The sequence below is a fragment of the Gordonia sputi NBRC 100414 genome, assembly GCF_000248055.1.
Taxonomy (GTDB): Bacteria; Actinomycetota; Actinomycetes; order Mycobacteriales; family Mycobacteriaceae; genus Gordonia; species Gordonia sputi.
The window spans coordinates 57,919-79,718 of record NZ_BAFC01000006.1 but is presented as its reverse complement, the minus strand read 5'-3'; the positions used below and the strand labels follow the sequence as shown (position 1 = coordinate 79,718).

Genomic DNA, 21,800 nt, shown 5'->3' with positions numbered 1-21,800 from the left:
CAACGGGTATGGCGGCGGCGCCGGGCGATCTATCGCACGCTGCGTACCAGCAGAACCGACACGCCGCCCAGTATTCCGAAAACTGCTGACGCGGCGAACAATCCACTGAAACCGCCGGTTACCTCGACGATTGCGGCGCCGACCAGAGGTCCGAGTGCCTGCGGGACGGCCATCGCGATGTTCATGATTCCCAGGTCCTGACCGTTGTGCTCGGCGTCGGGGAGAACCTGTGTTGCCAGCGCTTGGTCGACACCGAGGAACGCGCCGAAACCAGCGCCGAGCAGTGCGGCCGCGACCATCGTCATGGGGAGGTCGGCGACGACTGCGATGCAGACAGCCGCGGCACCCTGCGACACGCCTGCGGCGAGGACGAACGGCTTTCGTCTCCCGACAATGTCGCTCAGCTTGCCCGACACCAGCGCACTGATGACGACGAACACCATGTAGACCGCTGTCACCAGCAGGATGTCGTTGTCGGCGTCGGTGGAGTGGATGCCGAACTTCAGAAAGAAGAAGAGCAGCGAAGTACCAAGGGCGTTACCAAGATTCACCAACACGCGGCCGAGTAGCGTCCACCCGAAATCGGGGTGCTCGCGTGGCGAGACCCACAGCTCGGATACGACGGCGCGGAAACTGATCCTGCCTTTGTCATGACGCGGGATGGGCGGATCGTCGAGGTACATCACGAACGGTGCGACGCAGGCGATCAGTACGACCGCGAAAAGCGCGTACGACGGGAGGAAGCCGAGCCCGAACGCCGACACCAGCGCGATACCGATGATCACGCCGATCGCCTGCGGGGCCGACACCCAACTCGATACGACGCCGCGTTGGAAGACGGGAACCTGGTCGCTGATCAGAGCGGTGAGGGCCGCCGACACGGCGCTGAAGCCGGTCAGCGCCGCGCACCACCCGACGGTTATCGCAATGATGTTGTCGGAGAAGCCAAGTCCGATGAGCCCCGCTGCGAACAACGCGGTGCCGCCGATGATCCACGGTCGACGTCGTCCGTAGCGACTCGTCGTGCGATCTGATAGGGAACCCGTGAGTGGGAATGCGACGAGCGCGAACACCGCGGAGATACCCGATACCACACCGAATGTGAGAACGCTTCGCTGCCAATTGCTTTCGTCGACGTTGGTGCCGATATCGAGCCAGTCGTTGATCTGGTTGGGAAGAGTGAGCTGGAATGGCGCGAGTTGCGCGAGCCAGATGCCGAGCCAGGAGAGTCCGAAGAGGCCGACCCACTTCGACGGTACGCGTTGCCACGGGGTCGTCGGGCTGTGGTCGGCGTCGTGATCGAGAGTCACCGTGCGTCGGTCTCCGGTGCTGTGGGTGCTTCCGGTGCTTCCGGTGCTGCATGTGTGTCCGGTTCCGACTGTGCTTCCGGTGCCGCCGCGGAGCCCGCTGTCGGTGCGGCGAGCGTGACGATCGCGGTGGCGAGTACGTCGATATTGCGGCGCGCAGCCTCGGTGTCGCGGTCGGTCAGCCACGACAGCGTCAGGCCGTCGATCGCGGAGGTCACCAGATGGGCGACCTGCGTCAGCGGTAGCTCCCACGTGATCGACATGCGGTCGGCCAGGTAGCTCAGTGCGTCGGCGACGGCGCTGCGGTATGTCTGCCACTGCTTGTTGACGGCTGCGCGATCGTGGCGGATCGCGTGTGTCGCCACCTCGAGGAGCGCGAGCTCACGCGCTGGGTCCTCTTCGAGCATGCGCAGGTAGCCGAGCATGGCTTCGCTGAGCACCTCGTGGAGGCTCGCGTCCTCGGCGACCATGTCGGCAGACAACACCGCGGTGAGGCGCTCCTGCTCGGTGATGTGCGTGATGACCTCGGTGATCAGCGCATCGCGGGAGGAGAAGATGTAGAAGAGCGCGCCCTGAGGCATCCCTGCCTCGCCGACGATCGCCCTGGTCGTCGCAGCGGCAAGCCCATCTCGTGCGATGACGCGGACTGCGGCATCGACCAGCGCTTGCCGCCGGTCCTCGAAAGTCATTCGACGCAACGAATCCCCCTGGTCATCTGTCGGTGCGAGTTGACCATACGATCAACTGTCGACAAATGTGCGGGATTCGCTCGAAATCCGCAACAGGAGCGCGGCGATTTAACCGCGCCGCAATCGGCGCCGCCGTCAGACGGGTTCGAGTTCGCCGACGGTGATCAGGCTGCCGTCGTGCAGCATGCGCACGATCTCGTCGGCGACGTCCTCGGGGTAGGTGTAGTCGTCGATGGGTCGCGGGTCTGCCGGCGGTGGAGTTGGGGATTTTGGTACCGCGACTGGCGGCGTCAGCTCGGCTCGCCATCGCTCGAGTTTCTCGTCGATGATCGCGTCGAGATCGTGAATGTTGTTGGTGCGCAGTGTGTTTTCTCTGTCCGGGAACGCCGGGTCGGGGTTGGATCGCCAACCGTATCTCCCGCGATCGGGGCCGTCGGGGATCTTCTCTGTGGTGAACTGCCCGGGGCCGTCGCCGACCGCGCGGTTGTGGGGTCCGCAGGCCGGTGCGAGCTCGTCGATGTCGGTGCGTCCGCCCTTTGCCCAATCCTGTTCGGCGTGATGGATTTCGGAGTGACTGAAGGGGCGGGGGCAGTCGGGCATGGAGCATCCGCCGTACTGCGCGAACAGCATGAACCGCTGCGACTCGTTTGCGAGGCGGTTGGCTGTGCCGAAGTAGAGAGGCGCGCCGGTGTGCTCGGAGAACACGGCCAGGTGCATGACCGATTGAGCGGCCAACCGGATCAAGTCGGGCATCGGGATGTCGGCGCCGGTAGTGGTCTGTCCGTAGCCCGCGTACTCACGGAGCTGCGTGTCGGAGATGCGTACGACGAGGTGTGGCGGAAGTCCGCGATGACTGGCGCCGAGCAGCCCGCCGTCGAGGACTGCCCTGAGAATTGCGGAGAGCGCGTCGTGGTTGCGCTGCGACTGGGTGCGAGTGTCGCGGGCCGCTGCCTCCTTGAGCGCGCCCGCATCGGCGAACTCGTTGCTGCCGGTGGGAGAGGCCTCGTCGTCGGGATTGTTCATTCCGGGTGCCGCCCACGCTGCGAGTGCTGTATCGAGCATCGCGCGGGTTGTGGGATCGAGGGTGCCGAGAATTCGTGACATCGACTGTGTGTCTTGATTATCGATGGTGAGGCGGCGCTGACGCTTGCGGTCGTTGTCGTCGGTGATCGTGCCGTCCGGGTCGAGGTAGGCGAGCAGACGATTGCCTGCGGCGAGAATCTGGCGCGGCGCGAGATTCTGTGCGAACCCGGCAACTTCGGCTTCGGCGCGGGTCAGCTGTTCCGCATCGATGCCCTGCGGGATCTTGTTCAGAACAGTGAGTGCTGCGGTGAGGTGATCGGCACCGAGTGCGCCGCTGCGCAAGGCGTCGGCGAGCAGAGGGTAGGTAGGGGGCATCGTGTCGCCGGTGATCGTGAAGGTCTCTTCGAGGGCAAGGATCTGCCCTCTGCGCTTGGTTGCGTCGTGTAGGCGCAGCGGGCCCATCATGAAGTCGGACAACGAGTGTTTGCCGACAGCACGATAGGCCGCACGATTGGACACATCCATGATTCGACTGTTGCCGATCGAGATCATTCTGCGCACCGCGCGCTCGTGCTCGATCGCCGTGGCCGCCACCTCGGCTTCCGTTGCGCCACTGGTATCGACGACGTCGAGCTGGTCGAGCAATGCATGCAATTGTTCATACAGCGCAACAGGATTCGACGCATCATCGTCGCCCGTTGGTTGCCCCTCGTGGATGTCTGAAGTCTCGGTCCCCATGCCGCCCGTCTCCGGTATCGAACTTATGTTCTACATCCAACGTACCCGTCAAATCGGACATGTCAAGGAGAATCTGTCTGGCTGTTGAGCAAACTTCCCGGGCCGGTTCGTCGACGCCATCCTTGACGCGGGGCCTTCCCGCCGCGAGGGTGGAGCGCATGGTCACCGTCGACGACACCGCAGCCGCCCGCGCCAGGTTGGCGTATGAAACTCTCGAGCCGTTCCACGTCCTCGCCTACTTCAACCCGGGACTCACTGCGGCACAGAACGATCTGGGCCTCGACGCGCATGCATTCTATGTCGGAGCACGCGGCGCGCCGCTGGGCGACTGCGCAGCCCCGGTCGTGGTCTCGTCGTTCTATAACTTCGCGCCTGAGCTGATCAACAACGCCTGGGAGTCGGCGCGCAAGGTAGGTCTCGACAAGGTTGCCGCGCGTCGAGAGCAGATGCTCGACGCACAGTTCCGCGACATACTGGGCGAGCGGGTCGTCGAACCTGAAATGGCTTCTCTCGCTGAGCGTTACCACGACATCGCGTCGAGTCTCCCGGTGGGAGGCAGGTCGCTTGCCGCGGCGTGGGCGGCGTTGACGCCACCGGATTCTCCCCACCTCGCGCTCTGGCACGCGCTATCGGTGCTGCGGGAGTGGCGGGGAGACAACCACATTGCGGTCCTCGTCCAGAACGGTCTCGACGGAATCGACGCTGCGGCCTTCCACGAGGCAGGGCTGCCCGACCCGACGATTCGACGTCGAGCATTGGGTCGACGACTCGCCCAGCTGACCCGCGGCTGGTCGGACAAGGCGTGGGAGGCGTCGGTTGCCAGGCTCGTCGAGCGTGGGCTTGCCACCAGGGTCGACGACGGGCACGAGCTGACCGCGGCCGGCCTCGATCTCTACCGCGCGATCGAAGCCGAGACCGATGCCATCACTGGTTTGGCATGGGCGAGTGAGGATGTCGACGAACTACTCGTGCGTTCCCGACCGTATGTGAAGGCCGTGATCGACGCGGGCGTGCTTCCGGAAACCAAGAAGAAGTAACTGGGTGATCCGATTCTCCTGACCTGATCCCGGACCTGATCCCCGTCGGCGTTGAACCGGGCGGCGCCGACGGACAGGCTCACGCGAATCGTCTGTCCGCGAGAGTCTCTGGCTTGCATGTCACTGAATCGTGCATGTCACTGAATCGTGCATGTCACTGAATCGTGCATGTCACTGAATCCTGGCCAGGGCGGGTTCGACCTTCTTGATCGCCCACGGCACGGAGTAGATCGACGGGCTGCTGAAGGCTGCCGCGTTGTTGTTGTCCAGGTACACAGTGCTGCCGCGCTGTACTGCGGGTAGTGACGTGAAGCCCGGAACCTTCTCGAAGGCCTCGGGTCCTCCCGCCAGTGGCCAGAGAATCAGCAGGTCCGAGCGGAGCACGTCGATCCGCTCAGGGGACACAAGAGTGCGATCGCCGTTGGGGGACAACGACTTCACCGTCGGGTCGAGTACCAAACCCATCTGACCCATCAGCTTCGACGCGGCGTCGTTGTCGGAGGTGATCACGCCGAGCTGATTCTCGTGAGTGAACTGAGCGAACGAGAACGTCTTGCCTTGAGCCTTCGGGTACTCCGACTTGACTTGTGCGAGTTCATCATTGACTTCTGTGACAGCATCGGCGGCTTGTTTTCGCTTGTCAAAGATCTCGCCAGCCGTGGTGGTCACATCCTCCCAGCTGTCCACCTGGGTGCCCTGCTTGAGTACGGGGATGGTGGGGGCGATCTGTTGGAGGCGCTCCCACGACGCCTTGTCGGGCAGGAAGCCGGCCAGGATGACGTCCGGCTTGTACTTCGCGAGGGTCGCGATATCCGGCGTCGCTGTGTAGGGCACGACGGTCGACGAATGCTCAGGCGTCCACTCGAATCGGTTGTTCTCGCCTGAGTAGCCCTCCAGCACGAACTCTGCGGTGATCGGGATGTCGAGCTTGATCAGAGAGTCTGCCCAGGTCCAGTTCAACGTGACGGGACGCTTGGGAGTGCTGGGGATCTCGGTGGTGCCGTACTGATGTGTGATCGTCACCGGCCCGGCCGGCGACGACGATGACGAATCGGAATCGGAATCGGCGCTCGAACAGGCTCCGACTATCAGTGACACTGCCGCGAGCACTACCGCGAGACGGCCAAAGGTGAATCGCATTAGGCAAACCTAACCGATGTCCGTTTTGTGCGGTAGGGCATAGCGCGATCGGTTGTGCCCAAACGCCCCCGCCGACGGGCGGCGCGGAGTAGACGTTGGGCATGGACGATCTCGAGCAAGTGAAGGCGCTCAAGTACCGCTACCTGCGGGGACTCGACACCAAGGATTGGGATGCATTCGCCGCGACGCTCACCGAGGACGTCACCGGCGACTATGGCGAGAAGCTGTCCTTCGGTGACAGAGATGAACTAGTCGGGTACATGCGCAGCTCGGTCGGACCGGGTGTCATCACCGAGCATCGCGTCGATCATCCCGAGATCGTCGTCGACGGCGATTCCGCGACCGGTCGGTGGTACCTGCAAGATCGCGTCATCGTGCCGGAGTTCTCCTTCATGATGATCGGAGCGGCGTTCTATGCGGATACCTACCGCCGAACCGACGACGGCTGGCGCATCTGCGCGACCGGCTACGACCGGACGTACGAGGCGACGATCGATCTGAAGGACATACCGAGCTTTTCCGTCACAGTTGGCCAGGCGATCACCCTCGCCGCCTCGTCGTGAGTTCGAGGACCGGTGATGTCACGCCTCTTCGCGGATAGGGCCGACGCCGGCCGAGCATTGGCCGGCCGTATCAGCGAGACCGGCGGGATCGTACCGAGTTCGTCTGCAGAGCAACCACTTCCGCTGATCGTCGGCCTCGCGCGGGGTGGTGTGCCCGTCGGTCGTGAGGTCGCCGAGGCATTCAACCTGCCGCTCGAGGTGCTGGTTGTGCGCAAACTCGGCGCTCCCGGACAGCCGGAGTACGCGATGGGTGCGCTGGCGGCGGGGCAGGTGTTCGTGGCCGACGACGTGCCGCGGCGACTAGGGGTGTCAGATCGGCAATTGCACGAGATCGTGCTGCGTGAAGACGCGCTGCGCGTCGAGCGAGAGACGAGATATCGCCAAGAACGGCAACCGTATTCGTTCGACGGAAGGTTTGTCGTCCTGGTTGACGACGGGATCGCGACGGGTGCCACGATGGCGGTTGCCGCGCGTGCCGTTCGGGTGGCGGGCGCCGCCGGCGTCATGATCGCCGTGCCGACTGCTCCGCGAGACGCTCTGCGCAGATTCGCAGGCGATCCCGACATCGACCGGGTGGTGGCCGTCGATGTTCCCGAACCCTTTCGTGCCGTGGGCCTTTCGTACGGCGAGTTCGGCCAGGTCGCCGACGATGACGTGGTGAGCTGTCTTCGTGACAGATGATGCGGGACCGCAGCTAGGGACGCTCTACCGTCACGCGGCTGGCCGCGTACGCACCTGTGCAACGAAGACGGCGAGGCCGAAAGCCTCGAGGAGCACCGCTCCCCACAGTGCCGGGCCGATCGTCTGGGCAACGCCCGCACCGCAGAGTGCGCCAATAAGGAAAGCGAGCACGACGATAGCTGTGGCGACAGCGGCCCGAACCTGCGCCGACGACCTTCCGCGTGCGAGGTCGGCTGCCGCCGCGACGAACCGCATCAGGTTGCCCGTCGTCGCGATACTCACGAACGAGATTCCGCCCGCAGTGCGGAACAATTCGAGCCGCACCCCTCCCACGAACGACAAGGGGATCACGAACAGTGCGGCAGGCGCGGTCGACGGCAGGCATGCCAGCACGGTGAAGACGACGAGTTGGAGGACGAGCACCGAGCCGAGAGCGCGCGCCGGGAGCGTCGGGACCAGTGTGCGAAGCACTTGGGCGGCAACAAGGCCCGCGAGGTAGGCCAGCAACGGCCAGGCGAACTTGGCCCATTCGTCGCCCTTGACCAACCCGACCGCCAGAAACACGACGTTGCCGGTTTGTGCGAATCCGAACACCTGGTGCCGCAGATAGAGGAAGGCGTCGACGTACCCACCGACGACGGTCATCAGCACAGCACTGATGATCCCAACCTCGCCGTGGGTCGGGCGAAGGACTCCGCCGGTTAGTGCCGACATCCGCACCCTCCTTCGTCCTGCCCTGATCTACGAAGGCAGACATTACTGAGGCTCCTTGGCGTCGGCTAGGTGAACGTCGCTGGCAGTATGGGTCAATGTCCCGTCGCGCCCGCCATGTGGCGATGCCTCGCCACGTCTGGCTGGCGGTGCACGTCGTTGCGACCGTGGCGGTTCCGTGGGCGTTGGCCCTCTTCTACTGGACGTCGGCAGATCGGCGTACCATCGAGGGCTCTGGCCGTGTGGCAGCAGACTTTCATACGGCCGCGGCCCTCGCTGCGGGGGGCACTGCTCATGAGTACTGTTCTGCTACGAATCCGTGGTCGGACGGCTACGGCGACGGTGCCCTTTGCGATTCTCTGGATGCTTGCGCTCGCGTATTCGGTGAACGGCATCCGGGCGTTCAGGGGTAAGGAGTTCGGGGACTACTGCGGCAACGTCGAGTTATGCATTCCAGACTTCGACCTGTTCGCCGGTGCAGTCCCGATGGCGGTCGCGGTGTCCCTGAGCGCGGTCGGGTCGGTCGTCATCGACCGAAAGCGGTGTTCCGCCCGTCGTGATGCCGGCGGTGGCCGCCCTCGCGCTGATCACCCTCGTATCAATTGAGTCCTGAATCGCGACGGCTGAACCTACACGCCGTCTCGAGCCGCGCCCGACTACCGAGACTGGATGGTCCGCGCGATGATCGCCGAACTGGTCTGAGCCGAACTAGTTCGGGTTACGTGACATCGGAACCGATTGCCCTCAGTGGAGCGCTGGGTCGTTCCGGTCTGCCGGGCACCAAGGCGGATCACGCGGAGGGCATGTGACGTTGCGGACTAGCCGTTCAGCGGCTGGAAAACCGCTCTAGCTGCGGTGATGATGGAGCCGATGACGGGAATCGAACCCGCGTACCTAGCTTGGGAAGCTAGTGTTCTGCCATTGAACTACATCGGCGCGCGAGGTCTACTCGCGATCGACAGCCTAGCAAACCCGGGCCTCGATGACGGTGACCGGCCGCGATGTCGCGGCTATCCTCGCGACCAGGCTCGCGGATGCACCCGCGGCACGCTGACTGATACATACAAGTACGGCAGTCATACGACCGGGGAGACCACACATGGAGTACCGCAACCGCACAGCGTTGATCACGGGGGCGAGCGGAGGTATCGGCGAGCAGTTCGCCCGCGCACTCGCGTCGCGTGGTGCCGACCTGATCCTGGTCGCTCGCAGCGAGGACAAGCTGGTCGCACTCGCCGACGAGTTGGCGTCGCGACACGGCGTCCGCGCCGAGGTCATCCCCGCCGACCTTTCGATACCGGGCGCAGCCGACAAGGTGGTCGCCGAAGCCGATAGTCGTGGACTGCGCGTCGACGTACTGGTCAACAACGCGGGCTTCGGCACGTTCGGATACCTCGCCGACGCCGATCCGTCGCGCATCCGCGACGAGGTACAGCTCAACGTCGGCACACTCACCGACTTCACCACGACCTACCTCAAGCGCATGGCCGACGCGGGTACAGGTGCGATCGTGAATATCGCCAGTAATGCTGCGTTCCAACCGGTTCCGAGTATGGCGGTGTACGCGGCCACCAAGGCGTACGTGCTGTCGCTGAGCGAGGCGCTGTGGTCGGAGGGCAAGCGAAAGGGAGTCCGTGTGCTGGCGGTCTGTCCCGGAGCCACCGACACCGAGTTCTTCGACGTTGCGGGTGACGGCTCGGCGATGAAGTCGCGACGCACGACCAAGCAGGTTGTCGACACCGCGTTCAAGGCGCTCGATGCCGGCAAGCCGAGCGTCGTCGACGGTCTCGTCAATCGCATCGGCGCGTACGGTGCACGCTTTGCTCCGCGTCGGCTTGTGCTGGCTATCGCCGAGCGCACTGTGAGCTGAGCAAGTAGTCCGTTACTGGCGCCAAACCGCGGCGGACGGAGTAAACCGATTGCCATGCGATCGATTTGGGGAATGCTGGCCGCGGCGTCTGTTCTCGTCCTCGCGGGCTGCGCCACGGACTCGGGCACCGCGACGACCACCAGCCAGCACAAGCCGAGCGTCTCGGCGGTCACGATGACGGTACCCTCATCGACGCCGACGGCCACGGTGACAACTACGGCACCGCCGCAGACGCCCACGGTTGCCCCGGTCAGCGAGGGCGCGCAGTGCGGCCCGATCGGGGCGACGGCAGTATTCGCGGACGGCTCGACGGCATACTGCTCACGTCTCGCGGGCACCGACGGCGCGGTGTGGTCCAGTGTCCAGGGCGTCGCACCCAATCCGGACCTGCCTCGAACCGCGACTCCAGGACCGTCGCTGGGCGACCAGTGCATTGGCGCGGACATCGGCCGGACCGCCACGGACGCCAACGGCAACGCCATCATCTGTACCAACTATCAGTGGCAACTCAACACTGGTCAGACTCCCGAGCATCGCTGGGCCGACGACCAGCGGGCGTGGTCGGACTGCATCCAGACCAAGACAACTGAGGAGTGCCGCGCAGAGCTCAATTCCGGGGGTTGAGGCGCCATGGGTCGCACGGTTCCATCTGAATAACCGGTAGGACTGCAGAACGCCGTCGTCGTACCTGCACCACATACCGTCCGATACGCTCGCAGGCGTGCTGCTCTCCGATCGCGACATCCGCTCCGAGGTCTCCGACGGCAACCTGTCGATCGACCCCTTCGATCCTGCTCTCGTGCAGCCGTCGAGCGTCGACGTCCGGCTCGACAACCTGTTCCGGGTCTTCAACAACACCCGCTACACCCACATCGACCCCGCTCAGCGGCAGGACGAGCTGACGACGCTCGTCGAACCTGCAGACGGAGAGCCGTTCGTGCTGCACCCGGGCGAGTTCGTCCTCGGCTCGACGCTGGAGATCTGCAGCCTGCCCGACTATCTGGCAGGCAGGCTGGAGGGCAAGTCATCGCTCGGCAGGCTCGGTCTGCTGACACACTCGACGGCGGGCTTCATCGATCCGGGCTTCTCCGGCCACATCACGCTCGAACTGTCGAACGTTGCCAATCTGCCGATCACGCTCTGGCCCGGCATGAAGATCGGACAGCTCTGCCTGTTCCGGCTCAGCAGCCCGTCGGAGAATCCCTACGGCAGCGCCGCAGTCGGATCGAAGTACCAGGGCCAGCGCGGCCCGACGCCGTCGAAGGCGTATCTGAACTTCATCCGCGACGCACCGTAGACGCTCACCGTTCACCGGCGACTCCTCGACGTTCACGCGCGCGTCCGCGACTGGTCACATGCTCGTAGCGAGTTGGCAGATCGGCCCACGTAGTCACTTCAGGTATGAAGCTGACAGTGATCGGGTGTGGATACCTGGGGGCGACACACGCAGCGTGTATGGCCGAACTCGGACACGACGTGCTCGGCGTCGACGTCAATCCGGAGAAGGTGGCTCGCCTGTCGTCGGGCGACGTTCCGTTCTTCGAGCCAGGGCTCGCAGACATCCTGCGCCGCAACATCTCTGCGGGCAGACTTTCGTTCACCACAGAGGCCGACGCCGCTGCCGCACACGGTTGCGTGCACTTCATCGGGGTGGGGACACCGCAGCGTGCGCGTGGACACGCGGCCGACACGTCGTTTGTCGAAGGCGCGGTGGACGCGCTGGTGCCACATCTGCGTGGTGACCACCTGATCGTCGGCAAATCGACTGTGCCAGTAGGTACCGCCGCGTCGTTGGCGCGTCGGATCAGTACGTTGACGGCGCCGGATGCCACGGTCGATCTCGCCTGGAACCCCGAGTTCCTGCGCGAGGGCTACGCCGTCGAAGACACTCTGCGTCCTGATCGTCTGGTGATCGGCACCGATCCGGACGCCGACGCACGAGACGCGCGCACGGTGCTGCGCGATGTGTACCGCAAGGTCATCGACACCGGACTTCCGGTCATCGAAACCGACTGGTCCACAGCAGAGTTGGTGAAGGTCTCGGCGAATGCGTTTCTCGCGACCAAGATCTCATTCATCAATGCGATCAGTGAACTCTGCGAGATCGTCGGTGCGGACGTCTCGACGCTCGCCGACGCGATCGGTCACGACAAGAGGATCGGGCGTCGATTCCTCAACGCGGGCCTCGGATTCGGCGGTGGATGCCTGCCCAAGGACATTCGTGCCTTCGAGGCGCGCGCCGAAGAACTCGGAGCGCATGGGGCACTGCGGTTCTTGCGCGAGGTCGACACGATCAACATGCGACGACGCTCCGCGATGGTCGACCTCATCGCGCAAGTATGTCCGCGAGAACTGTTGGGCGCCAACATCGCGGTCCTCGGCGCAGCATTCAAGCCGGAAAGTGACGACGTTCGCGATTCACCCGCACTGAGTGTCGCAGGACAATTGGCGCTGCGCGGGGCGTCGGTCACCGTCTTCGACCCGAAGGCCAACGCCAACTCTCGGCGGATGTATCCGATGCTCGACTATGCCGATTCGGCCGCCGAGGCCGCCCAGGACGCCGACGTCGTCGCAATCGCCACCGAATGGGCACAATTCGTGCATATGGCGCCATCCGAACTCGATCCCGTTGTGCGGTCACGTGTCATCGTCGACGGGCGCCGGTGCCTGGACCCGCAGTCGTGGCGGCGGGCGGGATGGTCGTACGCCGCACTCGGCGGCGCAACGGCGAGTCACAATGGAGGGTTCGGTGCAGATCAGCGGGACTCGGTCGGTCTCGGTCGTCTGTCCTTCGAAGATGCGACACAAGTGGTGCACCGCTGACGTCATGCTAGGTTGAACACTCAGAACTGCGGGGGAGTGGTCAAACGAGCGTGCTCAGGTGTACTGGGCGCGACTCACGAGAATGTGCGTGGGGTTTCTCGATGACGGGGACTACCGAACTATGGACGACGGGGTGATCCCGAACGGGGTGATCAATGACGGGCGGGTTGTCGACGCGTCCGTGATCAGTCGTGTCTCCGACCATCTCCGACGCCGTCACTCGACGCTCGTCGACTCTTTCGCTGTGGTGAGCGTCACCGAGGATGGCGTCGAAGTGACACTCGTCGACGTCGAGTCCGGTACGGCCTTCGCGAGCAGACGTGCTTCTGGCACAAGCGGAGCCGACCTCGACGCCCTCATCTCCGATCACCTCGTGCGCGCGGGACGCGTCGACGCCCCTGACTCCGACGAGTGGACAGCGGAACTGCGCCTCCTGAGCCATAGGGGCCGATACCGCCTCGCCGAGTCCGACGGGACGTTCATCATGGGCGAGAAGTACGTCCGACTGTTCCGCGTCACACGACGCGACGTCGCACAGTCGACGCTGGTTTGCGCCGAGCGCGTCCCCGACGCCGTCGCGCAATGCGCCGACTCGACGGGCCGCACGGTCAGCGCGATGGTGTTCGATTCAACGCACACCGTGTGGCCTGGACTCCCGGAATTGCTCGCGCCGGTCACCGACGTCCCGATCGTGGTTCTCGACGACGTCACGCTGGCGCTGCCCGCTGCCGCCGAGCAGGGGTCCACCGCCGCATGTGAGCCCGAACCCGTGGCCCAGACCACCGACCACGTCGAGATCCACCGCGAGTCGGTCGCGGAGGTGGCTGAAGACTCCGTCGCGGACGTCGCTGCCGACCCGGTCGCAGAAGTTCAGGGCGACGCCGTTGCGGAAGTCCCTGGCGACTCGTTTTCAGAAGCCGGCAGGCAGCAGTCACCGCTCGCCCCGCCGCAGCGATCGGTCGACAACGAGTTCGACGTGACCGATCGGATCGAGCCAATCCGGCTCGCATACTCCGATCAGTCGGCGCCCTCCTATCTGCCGACCGCCGGTCTTCAGCACAACGCCGGTCTTCAGCACAACGTCGAAGACTTTTATCAGGCTGACGGCTTCGTTCCGATATCGCCCAGCATCGAGCCTCGCGGCCACGACGCCGCAGCGGTTGACGAGACGGCAGTTGACGAGACAGCGGTCGGTGGGGCAGCGGTTGATGCGCCGACGGGGCGCGGTCGGAAGAAGATCCTGATCGGTGTCGGAGCGCTCGGCGTCGTCGGAGTTGCGGTGGCTGCCACCGCACTTGGGCTCAGCGGCGGTTCCGCGTCGCCCTCGGCGTCGAACCCGGTCACAGCGACTCACAGTTCGACGACAACACAGTTGTACGCGGACCTCGCCGACCTCAACGAGGCCCGCGCACCCGCTGCCACCTACGTGCCGCCGCCTCCGCCGCCCCCGCGGACCGAGGAGTCGCAGCGCGCAGAACAGCCGCGCCCGCGCAGCAATGCGCGGCCGAAACCCAAACCGCGAGCGGTCATTCCGCTACCCGGAGGATTGCCGCCGATCGTCGTTCCCTGATCGCTTTCGTCCCTTGGCGGTCGAGCTCTGGCGTTCTCCCCGGATGTCGAGCGGATCCTGATCGACGGAGTCGTTGGCGATGGCGAGATAGTCGTCGAGCTGACGGGCCATGTCGCGATCGAGTGCGCGGTCGAGGGCATTGTGCGCGATCGTCGAACCAGCTCTTCTGAATTCGACGAGAAGGTCACGCACCCAATCTGCTTCGGCCGGGGTCTGGGGTATCCAACCGTCCTTGTACTCCTCGGCGATCGTCCCGCGTCCAGCCGAAATGAGTGCCTCCGCAACAGAATCCATCTGCGTACTGAGGTTCTCATGTACGGAGAGAATCGAATTCAGAGTCAAGCCGCGCCGGACGAGGCGAGCATATGCGTCGATGGTGTCTTGGTCGAGCACCGTGAACGACGTCGGGGGATCTGCCGTCCCCTCGGGCTTGATCAGGCCGAGGTCGATCAATCGCGTGAAGTACGCGGGGTTGCTGTTGTTGAGCAACTCGCGAAGTTCGTCTGCGCTGACCGAGGTCTTCGTCGTGTTCCCCCACGGGGCGGCGACCACTTCGCGCAGTCCGAGGACGTCGGCGAGGTCGTCGCCGCGCTGGATTCCGGTGAGGAATTCGCCGATGTGCCGGATGGTGAATCCGCGACGGAGCAGATCGTTGATCACTCTGAGGCGATCGAGGTGGAGGTCGGTGTAGATCGCGATCCGTCCCCGGCGCAGTGGCCTGGGCAACAGTCCGCGATCCTGATATCCGCGGACGTTGCGTGTGGTGGTCCCGGCAACCCGTGCCAGATCATCGATCCGGTATTCGTTGGTGGCCTTGTCGTCGCTGCTCATCGCGCTCATTCTCGCATCACGAGCTCAGACCGCGGACCACCATGGCCAATACGTGCTCGTAGTTCTCGGTGGGATCGATCGTCGGGGGATGGGTGCCCGCCAACTCCAACGAGACCGCACCGTGAACGCAGCTCCAGACCTGCATCGTCGCCTGGTATGGATCGATCTTCATGAGTAGTCCCGCGTTCTGACCGTATCTGATGTGGTCGGTCAGGACCGCGAAGGCGTGGTCGGCGACGTCGGAGTCGGGATGGTGCTCGCGCGAGAACATCAGCGAGTACGCGACTGGGTAGCGTCGCGCGAACTCCCGGTAGGCCCTGCCGCTGTGCGCCAACCTCTCTCGGGCGTCGTCGTCTGTCACGTCGATCATGCGCGCGAACTCGACAAAGGCGTCGCTGACCAGGGCGTCGAGTAACCCTTCCTTGCCGTCGAAGTGGTTGTAGACCCCCATGGGTGCGACGCCGGCGTCGGTGGCGACCGCCCGAACGGTGAGTCCGGCGACCCCGTCTCGTTCCAGGATTCGACGCCCGGACGCGATGAGATTCGTGCGTACCTCGGTCGCCGGGGTACGACGCGTACCTCGTGAAGAAGCCATATTGACAACCTACTAGAACAGTGTTCTTCTAGATAAGAACAATGTTCTACAACTGTGGAACAGTAATCCACATCGAAGGGGAGTCGCATGCGTTCTCGCTGGTTGGCGCTGTGTGCGCTGTGTTTGGCTGAGCTCTTGGTGATGGTCGACAACACGATCGTCAATGTCGCGTTGCCGACGATGTCGCGCGATCTCGGGGCGGGGATCTCGGGATTGCAGTGGATCGTCGACGCGTACACGCTCGTCTTCGCCGGGCTGCTTCTCACCGGCGGCTACCTCGGCGACCGGTTCGGGCATCGCCGGATGCTCCTGGTGGGTATCGCGGGCTTCGCCGGGGTGTCGGCCCTGGCCGCGTCGTCGAACACGCTGGGTCAACTGATCGCCGCGCGTGCCGGACTGGGGGTGTTCGCGGCACTGGTCTTTCCCGCGACGCTTGCTCTGATCGTCGCGATCTTCCCGGAAGGGAAGCAACGTGCCACGGCGGTCGGCATCTGGGGTGCGACGTCGGGAATCGCCGTGGCGATCGGGCCGGTGCTCGGAGGGTGGCTGCTCGAGCATTACTCGTGGGCGTCGGTGTTCTGGGTCAGCCTGCCCATCGCGGCGGTGACCGCAATCGCGGTACTCGCGGTGGTACCCGGCACGCGACCGGAATCGGTGTCGCGGTTCGACGTCGTCGGCCTGGTGCTGTCGGTCATCGGACTCGGCCTGCTCACCTATTCGGTGATCGAAGGTCCTCACCACGGGTGGACCGATGCTCGAACCATCGTGGGACTCGTTGTGGCGATTGTAGTTATCGGACTCTTCGTGTGGCGTGAACTCGTGGTCGCGCACCCGATCCTCGACCTCACGCTGTTCGCCAACCGCAGGTTCGCGGCAGCAGCGGGGATGGTGGCAGTCGCGTTCTTCTCGCTGTTCGGTTTCATCTTCCTGATCACCCAGGTCTTCCAGGCGGTGAAGGGGTACGGACCGTTCGAAGCGGGCCTGCGCACACTGCCTTTCGCGCTCGTGACCGCGGTCTGCTCGCCGGTCGCCATGGCGCTGGCACACCGATTCGGGCCACGGTGGGTGGTGACCTCGGGAGCTGTCCTGATGTCGGCAGGCTTTGCGCTGGTAGAGATCTCGTCACGGATGTCGGGATACTGGGAACTCATCATCTGGTCGATGGCGCTGATGGCTACGGGCCTAGCCGCGATCACGGGTCCGTGCACGCACGTGATCATGAGCTCGCTGCAACCGGAGCAGGCGGGCGCTGGCAGTGCCGTCAACGACACGACGCGCGAGATCGGTGGAACACTGGGCGTGGCCGTGCTCGGCTCGGTGCTCACCTCGGTGTACGCGTCGACCGTATCGGAAAGGATTGGAGCACTGGGACTTCCACGCCAGATTGCCGAGATGGCCGAACAGTCGGTGATGAGCGGAGCGGAGGTCGCTGCCCGCGCCCCTGAGTCGATCTCCGGCCGTATGACCATCGCCGTGCAGGAGGTCTTCGTCGAAGGGCTACACAGCGCGGTCTGGGTGGCGGTTTCGGTGACAGCCGTGGCCGCCGTTGCCGCTGCGGTTCTCCTGCGCGGCGAAAGTCATTCGCGCGCTGTCGAACTCACGTCGGAAGCGCACTCAGAGGTCGACGGTCAGGTGATCGCCACCGGCGCGTGAGACGCAGGTGAGTATGGAGCCCGCTGCGCGCTCCGGCTCGGTCAGGATGTTGTCGCGGTGGTCGATTGCCCCCGACAACGTCCTGATCTTGCATGTGCCACAGAAACCCTGGCGGCATGAATACGGCACTGACGGAACCTCTTCGCGCAGCGCGCTCAGCAAGGTCTCGTTTGCCGCGACGTCGATCTGCTGCCCGGTCGACGCGATCGTCACGGTGAACGGACGACCGTTCTCCACCGGCGGCGGACTGAAACGCTCATAGTGCAGTTCGATGTCGGGGCGGTCGTGTAGATGGCGCCGCAACGATTCCAACATCGGTACCGGGCCGCAGCAGTAGACCGCGAGACCTGATGGGGCTCTTCCGGTCTGGGGGTCGATCGGTCCGAGCAACTCCTCCATACTCGGCAGACCGTGCTCGTCGTCGGTGCGGATGGTGATCTTGTCGCCGAATCGCGCGACCTCGTCGCGGAACGGGATCGAGTCCATGCTGCGACCGGTGTAGATCATCGACCAGTCGAGACCGAGGCGCTCGGCGGCCGCCAGCATGGGCAGGATCGGCGTGATGCCAATGCCCGCAGCGACGAACCGGAGCGAGCTGGCACGAGATCCATAGCCGGGCAATGCGATCGGAAAAGCGTTGCGCGGCCCTTTGATCGACACGGTGTCGCCGACGCGCAGGGTGTCGTGTACCTCGATCGAACCGCCACCGCCGTCGGGGATGCGCCGCACGGCGATGCGGTAGTTGTATCGATCGGCAGGGTCGCCGCACAGCGAGTACTCGCGCATTCTTCCCGACGGCAGTAGGAGGTCGAGATGTGCTCCGGCATGCCAACGTTCAAGCATCTGATCGTCGAGGCCTGCGAACGTCAACGCGACGACGTTCTCGTCTTGCGCGACGACCTCTCGTCGCACAATGCGCAGCGTGGTGACACCGTCGTTCTCGGCCGTCGGCCGCAGCGGCGAGAACGGACGCCAAAACGGTAGCCACGTCTTGGACAAAACGGTGCCGAACCGCATCAGCGGGTCGTGGCGCCACCGTCCATAGAGATGGGGTGGCGGCGAGGTCATCTCGGTGGTGTGCGGATGAGCACGTTGATTCATGGTCTCGTGTTCTCGTGGGTACTCAGGAGGCGTTGCGTGCTGCGGGCGATGAGGCCAGGTAGGCGACAGCCTGTGCAGTGGAACCGATTTCGCTGGGATGGAATCCAGGGCGGAAGTAGCTCACCGTCGCGAAGAGCACGCTGCGAACCGTCGGTAACACGCCCGCGCGCACCCCGCGCCAGTAGTGGTACTGCCGAAAGAAGTAGTTGTTGTGGCGAATCGACTGATCTTGATGAGTGATGAATCGGAAGCCACGGAACAGCAGGAGTAACAGGGTGGGCAATGCGATCAGCATCGCTCGGCCACGGCGTAGATAGCTGTCGCCGAAGTAGACCGCGACGTCGTGTGCGACAGCTCGGTGTTCGACCTCTTCAGCGCCATGCCAGACGAACAGGTCGGTCATTGTCGGGTTGGCGCCGACCTCAGTCCAGGTGTTGTTCAGCGCGAAATCGCCGAGGATCGCGGTGTAGTGCTCTATGGCTGCGATGAGCCACAGGCGCTCGATGAGGTGCTTCTGCTTGGCCTCCACGCTGCCCTTCTCCAACGGGCCCAACACCTTTCGGAAGACCCACTCCATCTGGCGACAGTACGGCCGTGGGTCGATTCCGTGGTGGTCGAGGAATTCCCAGAGCACGTGGTCGTGTGCCTCCGCGTGCATGGCCTCCTGGCCGATGAAGCCGCGCATCGTCGCAGCCAGTTCTTCGTCACGAACCAGGGGGAGCGCTTCGTTGTAGGTCTGGACAAACCAGCGCTCTCCCTCGGGGAGAAGCAGATTGAGCACGCTGATGAAGTCGGAAGCGATTGGATGACCCGGAATCCAGTGCAGCGGAACGTCGCTCCAGTCGAATGCCACGTTGCGTGCGTGAAGCTCGACATCACCGGGATCGGTGTCGTTGTCTTGTGGCGTGGATGGGTGCGGTGCGAATGCTGAGGTGGTGTTCACCCTCTCGGCGTGTGAGTGCACGGGAGAAACTCCTTCGCGATGGCAGGTCAGCGGATAGCGGCGCGGTCGGGGGTCGTCGCGGTGGATGTTCGGGCGGCGATGCGTCGTACGAACTCGCGGATCGAGTCGGCAACGTAACCGGGGTTGGTCGTCGGAGCCCAGTGCGGGGTCGGTGACTCGAGACGTGTGAGATCGGGCGCGAATCGGTTCGTGTTGCGCAGCAGGTGAGTTCGCACCGCGAAGTCGCGGGTATTGACCATCTCCAGAACCGGAACGTGAGTCGTGCGCGGGTTGGGTTTGCCGACCTTACGCACCATGTTCGCTCGGTAATACCGCGCGCCGGAACGCATGTCGTTCCGCAGCGAGGGCGCGGTGACGATCTGCTCGGCAGGCGTACCGTCCATGAGCCGCAGGAATCGTCGCCACGCGCCCGGTGAGCCGAGTGTCGCGGAGATCAGCGTCGGACCGAACGGTAGGTGCAGCAGCACGATGTAGGTCGAGAAGAACGATTGCAGCAGGGTGTCGAGCGCTCGACGTGGCGTCGGATGAGAGATGTTCTCGCGCAGGAGCACTCCCACGTGGTCCAGGCACGGGCCAGAGATGGTGGTGAACGACGCGAAGTGATCTGTGGCGTCGGGGCGCGACATCGCCTCCCATGACTGGATGGAGCCCCAGTCGTGCGCTACCACATGGACTGGCGCGTCGGGGCTCACCGCGGCGGCGACCGCGTACAGGTCGTCCGCGAGCGTTTCGATGCGGTATGCCGACACCCCACGCGGATTATCGGAGACGCCGAGTCCGCGGGTGTCGTACGCGACGACCCGGAAGTCGTCGGAAAGACGCTCCGCGACCTCGGTCCACACGTGATGCGTATCCGGCCAGCCGTGCACGAACAGCACCGTCGGACGGTCGGCTGCATCGGTACCGTCTGGGTCCGCTGGGTTGCCTGCGCCTGCGACGGCCGACGTGTCGCCGGCAGGATCGTCGAACTCGAAAGTCGCGAGCCGTACGCCGTCGACGTCGATGAGTCGTTCGACCCACTGCTTCATACGTGACCCCTTCGAACCGTGATCTGGTTAACGTAACCGAGCGTCACAGCTATGTCCAGAGACGGTGACAACGAAGAGTGTCACATAACGCGCGGGCAGGGATCGGCGAATCGCGCAGAAGGTGCTGCGCCGCAGGTCATCGGGGGTGCTTCTGCTGGCGAAACTACTGGCGATACGACACTACTGGCGATAGGACGACAGGAAGTTGCCGATCCGTTCGACGGCGTCCTTGAGATCGCGCGACCAGGGGAGCGTGACGATGCGGAAGTGGTTCTGATCGTCGAGGTTGAACCCGCTGCCCTGCACCACCAGGATCTTCTCCTGCAGCAGCAGGTCCTGGACGAAGAGCTCGTCGTTGTGGATCTCGTAGACCTCGGGATCGAGGCGGGGGAACGCGTAGAGCGCACCCTTGGGCTTGACGCAACTGACGCCGGGGATCTCGTTGAGCTTCTCCCACGTCACGTTGCGCTGCTCGTAGAGGCGTCCACCGGGCGCCACGAGAGCCTCGATGCTCTGGTACCCGCCGAGGGCCACCTGGATCGCATGCTGGCCGGGGACGTTCGCACACAGGCGCGTCGACGCCAGGATGCCCAGGCCCTCGATGAAGCCCTTGGCGTGGTCCTTGGGGCCGGTGAGCACCACCCAGCCAGCCCGATAGCCACAGACCCGGTACGCCTTCGAGAGCCCGTTGAACGTCAGGCAGAACAGGTCGGGGGCAAGCGACGCGATGTTGATGTGCTCAGCGTCGTCGTAGAGGATCTTGTCGTATATCTCGTCGGCGAGGATGAGCAGCGAGTGGCGTCGGGCGACGTCTACGAGTTGCTCGAGCACCTCGCGCGAGTAGACAGCTCCCGTGGGGTTGTTGGGATTGATGACGACGATCGCCTTGGTGCGGTCGGTGATCTTCGCCTCGATGTCGGCGATGTCGGGGTTCCAGTCGTTGTCCTCGTCGCAGCGATAATGCACGGCCGTGCCGCCGGAGAGGGCCGTCATGGCCGTCCAGAGGGGATAGTCGGGCGCGGGGATCAGCACCTCGTCGCCGTTGTTGAGAAGCGCCTGCATCGTCATGGTGATGAGCTCGGAGACACCGTTGCCGAGGATCACGTCGTCGACGTCGAAGTACGGGAAGTCGGGGAGGAGCTCATAGCGGGTGACCACCGCGCGTCGGGCCGAGAGCACGCCGGCCGATTCCGAATAGCCCTGCGAGTACGGCAGCGCGTGGATCATGTCGCGCATGATCACGTCTGGCGCCTCGAAGCCGAACAGCGCCGGGTTGCCGATGTTCAGCTTCATGATCCGATGGCCCTCGGCCTCGAGTCGCGCCGCATGCGCGTGCACAGGCCCACGGATCTCGTAGCAGACGTTCTGCAGCTTCTCGGACTGCTCCAACGGCTTGAGGTTCTGGTTCAGGTGCGATACATACGGCCTACTCACGGGTTCAATTGTCTCAGCCGCAGGCAAATCGATTTTTTCGGG

The 21,800-nt window shown here is 64.3% G+C and carries 21 protein-coding genes and 1 tRNA gene; 10 read left to right on the top strand and 12 right to left on the bottom strand.

What is annotated here, in order from left to right:
• Nucleotides 1-29: 29 nt before the first annotated feature.
• From GOSPT_RS01100 to GOSPT_RS01090, 3 genes are all read right to left on the bottom strand, one after another.
• Nucleotides 30-1,310: an MFS transporter gene (locus GOSPT_RS01100; protein ID WP_005201980.1), complete on the bottom strand. Its 1,281-nt coding sequence runs from the start codon at nt 1,308-1,310 to the stop codon at nt 30-32.
• A complete protein-coding gene (locus GOSPT_RS01095) occupies nt 1,307-1,996 on the bottom strand; it encodes a TetR/AcrR family transcriptional regulator (RefSeq protein WP_005201979.1) in 690 nt (229 codons plus the stop codon). The genes GOSPT_RS01100 and GOSPT_RS01095 overlap by 4 nt, the downstream gene beginning before the upstream one ends.
• 135 nt (nt 1,997-2,131) lie before the next feature.
• Nucleotides 2,132-3,757 carry a DUF222 domain-containing protein gene (locus GOSPT_RS01090; protein ID WP_005201978.1) on the bottom strand — a complete coding sequence of 542 codons (1,626 nt, stop codon included), beginning with the start codon at nt 3,755-3,757 and terminating at the stop codon, nt 2,132-2,134.
• Between the two features lie 158 nt (nt 3,758-3,915).
• On the opposite strand from GOSPT_RS01090, the gene GOSPT_RS01085 reads away from it, so the two are divergent.
• Nucleotides 3,916-4,794, top strand: coding sequence for an SCO6745 family protein (locus GOSPT_RS01085; protein WP_005201977.1), 879 nt, complete (start codon nt 3,916-3,918; stop codon nt 4,792-4,794).
• 171 nt (nt 4,795-4,965) lie between these two features.
• Here GOSPT_RS01085 and GOSPT_RS01080 read toward each other — a convergent pair whose 3' ends face one another.
• The gene (locus GOSPT_RS01080) at nt 4,966-5,934 is read right to left on the bottom strand and encodes an ABC transporter substrate-binding protein (protein ID WP_005201976.1); all 969 of its coding nucleotides are present in this window, start codon (nt 5,932-5,934) and stop codon (nt 4,966-4,968) included.
• A gap of 101 nt (nt 5,935-6,035) precedes the next feature.
• On the opposite strand from GOSPT_RS01080, the gene GOSPT_RS01075 reads away from it, so the two are divergent.
• On the top strand, nt 6,036-6,497 hold the full coding sequence (locus tag GOSPT_RS01075; protein WP_039854187.1) for a nuclear transport factor 2 family protein: 462 nt from the start codon (nt 6,036-6,038) through the stop codon (nt 6,495-6,497).
• A 15-nt stretch (nt 6,498-6,512) separates the two neighbouring features.
• Complete coding sequence (locus GOSPT_RS01070; RefSeq protein ID WP_005201974.1) at nt 6,513-7,178, top strand: phosphoribosyltransferase; 666 nt, start codon at nt 6,513-6,515, stop codon at nt 7,176-7,178.
• A gap of 30 nt (nt 7,179-7,208) precedes the next feature.
• On the opposite strand, the gene GOSPT_RS22750 is transcribed toward GOSPT_RS01070, so the two are convergent.
• Nucleotides 7,209-7,892 carry a YoaK family protein gene (locus GOSPT_RS22750; RefSeq protein WP_005201973.1) on the bottom strand — a complete coding sequence of 228 codons (684 nt, stop codon included), beginning with the start codon at nt 7,890-7,892 and terminating at the stop codon, nt 7,209-7,211.
• 291 nt (nt 7,893-8,183) lie between these two features.
• On the opposite strand from GOSPT_RS22750, the gene GOSPT_RS24185 reads away from it, so the two are divergent.
• The gene (locus tag GOSPT_RS24185; protein ID WP_231895027.1) at nt 8,184-8,495 is read left to right on the top strand and encodes a hypothetical protein; all 312 of its coding nucleotides are present in this window, start codon (nt 8,184-8,186) and stop codon (nt 8,493-8,495) included.
• Between the two features lie 256 nt (nt 8,496-8,751).
• Here GOSPT_RS24185 and GOSPT_RS01055 read toward each other — a convergent pair.
• Nucleotides 8,752-8,825 (bottom strand) — tRNA-Gly (locus tag GOSPT_RS01055).
• Between the two features lie 163 nt (nt 8,826-8,988).
• Between GOSPT_RS01055 and GOSPT_RS01050 the strand changes: the two genes are divergently transcribed.
• The 5 genes from GOSPT_RS01050 (at nt 8,989) to GOSPT_RS01030 (ending at nt 14,152) form a co-directional block, all read left to right on the top strand.
• A complete protein-coding gene (locus GOSPT_RS01050; RefSeq protein ID WP_005201970.1) occupies nt 8,989-9,759 on the top strand; it encodes an SDR family NAD(P)-dependent oxidoreductase in 771 nt (256 codons plus the stop codon).
• A gap of 54 nt (nt 9,760-9,813) precedes the next feature.
• A complete protein-coding gene (locus tag GOSPT_RS23455; RefSeq protein ID WP_005201969.1) occupies nt 9,814-10,383 on the top strand; it encodes a hypothetical protein in 570 nt (189 codons plus the stop codon).
• A 97-nt stretch (nt 10,384-10,480) separates the two neighbouring features.
• Nucleotides 10,481-11,056: a dCTP deaminase gene (gene dcd, locus GOSPT_RS01040; RefSeq protein WP_005201968.1), complete on the top strand. Its 576-nt coding sequence runs from the start codon at nt 10,481-10,483 to the stop codon at nt 11,054-11,056.
• Nucleotides 11,057-11,160: 104 nt separating this feature from the next.
• Complete coding sequence (locus tag GOSPT_RS01035; RefSeq protein ID WP_005201967.1) at nt 11,161-12,582, top strand: UDP-glucose dehydrogenase family protein; 1,422 nt, start codon at nt 11,161-11,163, stop codon at nt 12,580-12,582.
• An 88-nt stretch (nt 12,583-12,670) separates the two neighbouring features.
• A complete protein-coding gene (locus tag GOSPT_RS01030) occupies nt 12,671-14,152 on the top strand; it encodes a hypothetical protein (RefSeq protein WP_005201966.1) in 1,482 nt (493 codons plus the stop codon).
• On the opposite strand, the gene GOSPT_RS01025 is transcribed toward GOSPT_RS01030, so the two are convergent.
• Together GOSPT_RS01025 and GOSPT_RS01020 are read right to left on the bottom strand one after the other, a co-directional pair.
• Nucleotides 14,117-14,983: a MerR family transcriptional regulator gene (locus GOSPT_RS01025; protein WP_005201965.1), complete on the bottom strand. Its 867-nt coding sequence runs from the start codon at nt 14,981-14,983 to the stop codon at nt 14,117-14,119. The genes GOSPT_RS01030 and GOSPT_RS01025 overlap by 36 nt on opposite strands.
• Before the next feature lie 16 nt (nt 14,984-14,999).
• A complete protein-coding gene (locus tag GOSPT_RS01020) occupies nt 15,000-15,578 on the bottom strand; it encodes a TetR/AcrR family transcriptional regulator (RefSeq protein ID WP_005201964.1) in 579 nt (192 codons plus the stop codon).
• 87 nt (nt 15,579-15,665) lie between these two features.
• On the opposite strand from GOSPT_RS01020, the gene GOSPT_RS01015 reads away from it, so the two are divergent.
• Nucleotides 15,666-17,231 carry an MFS transporter gene (locus GOSPT_RS01015; protein WP_005201963.1) on the top strand — a complete coding sequence of 522 codons (1,566 nt, stop codon included), beginning with the start codon at nt 15,666-15,668 and terminating at the stop codon, nt 17,229-17,231.
• Here GOSPT_RS01015 and GOSPT_RS01010 read toward each other — a convergent pair.
• The 4 genes from GOSPT_RS01010 to GOSPT_RS00995 form a co-directional block, all read right to left on the bottom strand.
• Entirely contained in the window at nt 17,193-18,332 is a 1,140-nt protein-coding gene (locus GOSPT_RS01010) for a PDR/VanB family oxidoreductase (RefSeq protein WP_005201962.1), read from the bottom strand. The genes GOSPT_RS01015 and GOSPT_RS01010 overlap by 39 nt on opposite strands.
• Before the next feature lie 22 nt (nt 18,333-18,354).
• On the bottom strand, nt 18,355-19,275 hold the full coding sequence (locus GOSPT_RS01005; RefSeq protein WP_051993713.1) for a metal-dependent hydrolase: 921 nt from the start codon (nt 19,273-19,275) through the stop codon (nt 18,355-18,357).
• Nucleotides 19,276-19,322: 47 nt separating this feature from the next.
• Nucleotides 19,323-20,324 carry an alpha/beta fold hydrolase gene (locus GOSPT_RS01000; protein WP_005201960.1) on the bottom strand — a complete coding sequence of 334 codons (1,002 nt, stop codon included), beginning with the start codon at nt 20,322-20,324 and terminating at the stop codon, nt 19,323-19,325.
• A gap of 180 nt (nt 20,325-20,504) precedes the next feature.
• Nucleotides 20,505-21,758 carry a pyridoxal phosphate-dependent aminotransferase gene (locus tag GOSPT_RS00995; RefSeq protein WP_039854185.1) on the bottom strand — a complete coding sequence of 418 codons (1,254 nt, stop codon included), beginning with the start codon at nt 21,756-21,758 and terminating at the stop codon, nt 20,505-20,507.
• Between the last annotated feature and the right edge of the window lie 42 nt (nt 21,759-21,800).

Coding starts and splice junctions, on each gene's coding strand:
- GOSPT_RS01090 (WP_005201978.1), bottom strand. CDS start 3,757: ATGGGGACCGAGACTTCAGACATCCACGAGGGGCAACCAACGGGCGAC.
- GOSPT_RS23455 (WP_005201969.1), top strand. CDS start 9,814: ATGCGATCGATTTGGGGAATGCTGGCCGCGGCGTCTGTTCTCGTCCTC.
- GOSPT_RS01015 (WP_005201963.1), top strand. CDS start 15,666: ATGCGTTCTCGCTGGTTGGCGCTGTGTGCGCTGTGTTTGGCTGAGCTC.
- GOSPT_RS01080 (WP_005201976.1), bottom strand. CDS start 5,934: ATGCGATTCACCTTTGGCCGTCTCGCGGTAGTGCTCGCGGCAGTGTCA.
- GOSPT_RS01010 (WP_005201962.1), bottom strand. CDS start 18,332: ATGAATCAACGTGCTCATCCGCACACCACCGAGATGACCTCGCCGCCA.
- GOSPT_RS01075 (WP_039854187.1), top strand. CDS start 6,036: ATGGACGATCTCGAGCAAGTGAAGGCGCTCAAGTACCGCTACCTGCGG.
- GOSPT_RS01000 (WP_005201960.1), bottom strand. CDS start 20,324: ATGAAGCAGTGGGTCGAACGACTCATCGACGTCGACGGCGTACGGCTC.
- GOSPT_RS01050 (WP_005201970.1), top strand. CDS start 8,989: ATGGAGTACCGCAACCGCACAGCGTTGATCACGGGGGCGAGCGGAGGT.
- GOSPT_RS01085 (WP_005201977.1), top strand. CDS start 3,916: ATGGTCACCGTCGACGACACCGCAGCCGCCCGCGCCAGGTTGGCGTAT.
- GOSPT_RS01070 (WP_005201974.1), top strand. CDS start 6,513: ATGTCACGCCTCTTCGCGGATAGGGCCGACGCCGGCCGAGCATTGGCC.
- GOSPT_RS24185 (WP_231895027.1), top strand. CDS start 8,184: ATGAGTACTGTTCTGCTACGAATCCGTGGTCGGACGGCTACGGCGACG.
- GOSPT_RS22750 (WP_005201973.1), bottom strand. CDS start 7,892: ATGTCGGCACTAACCGGCGGAGTCCTTCGCCCGACCCACGGCGAGGTT.
- GOSPT_RS01035 (WP_005201967.1), top strand. CDS start 11,161: ATGAAGCTGACAGTGATCGGGTGTGGATACCTGGGGGCGACACACGCA.
- GOSPT_RS01025 (WP_005201965.1), bottom strand. CDS start 14,983: ATGAGCAGCGACGACAAGGCCACCAACGAATACCGGATCGATGATCTG.
- GOSPT_RS01095 (WP_005201979.1), bottom strand. CDS start 1,996: ATGACTTTCGAGGACCGGCGGCAAGCGCTGGTCGATGCCGCAGTCCGC.
- GOSPT_RS01020 (WP_005201964.1), bottom strand. CDS start 15,578: ATGGCTTCTTCACGAGGTACGCGTCGTACCCCGGCGACCGAGGTACGC.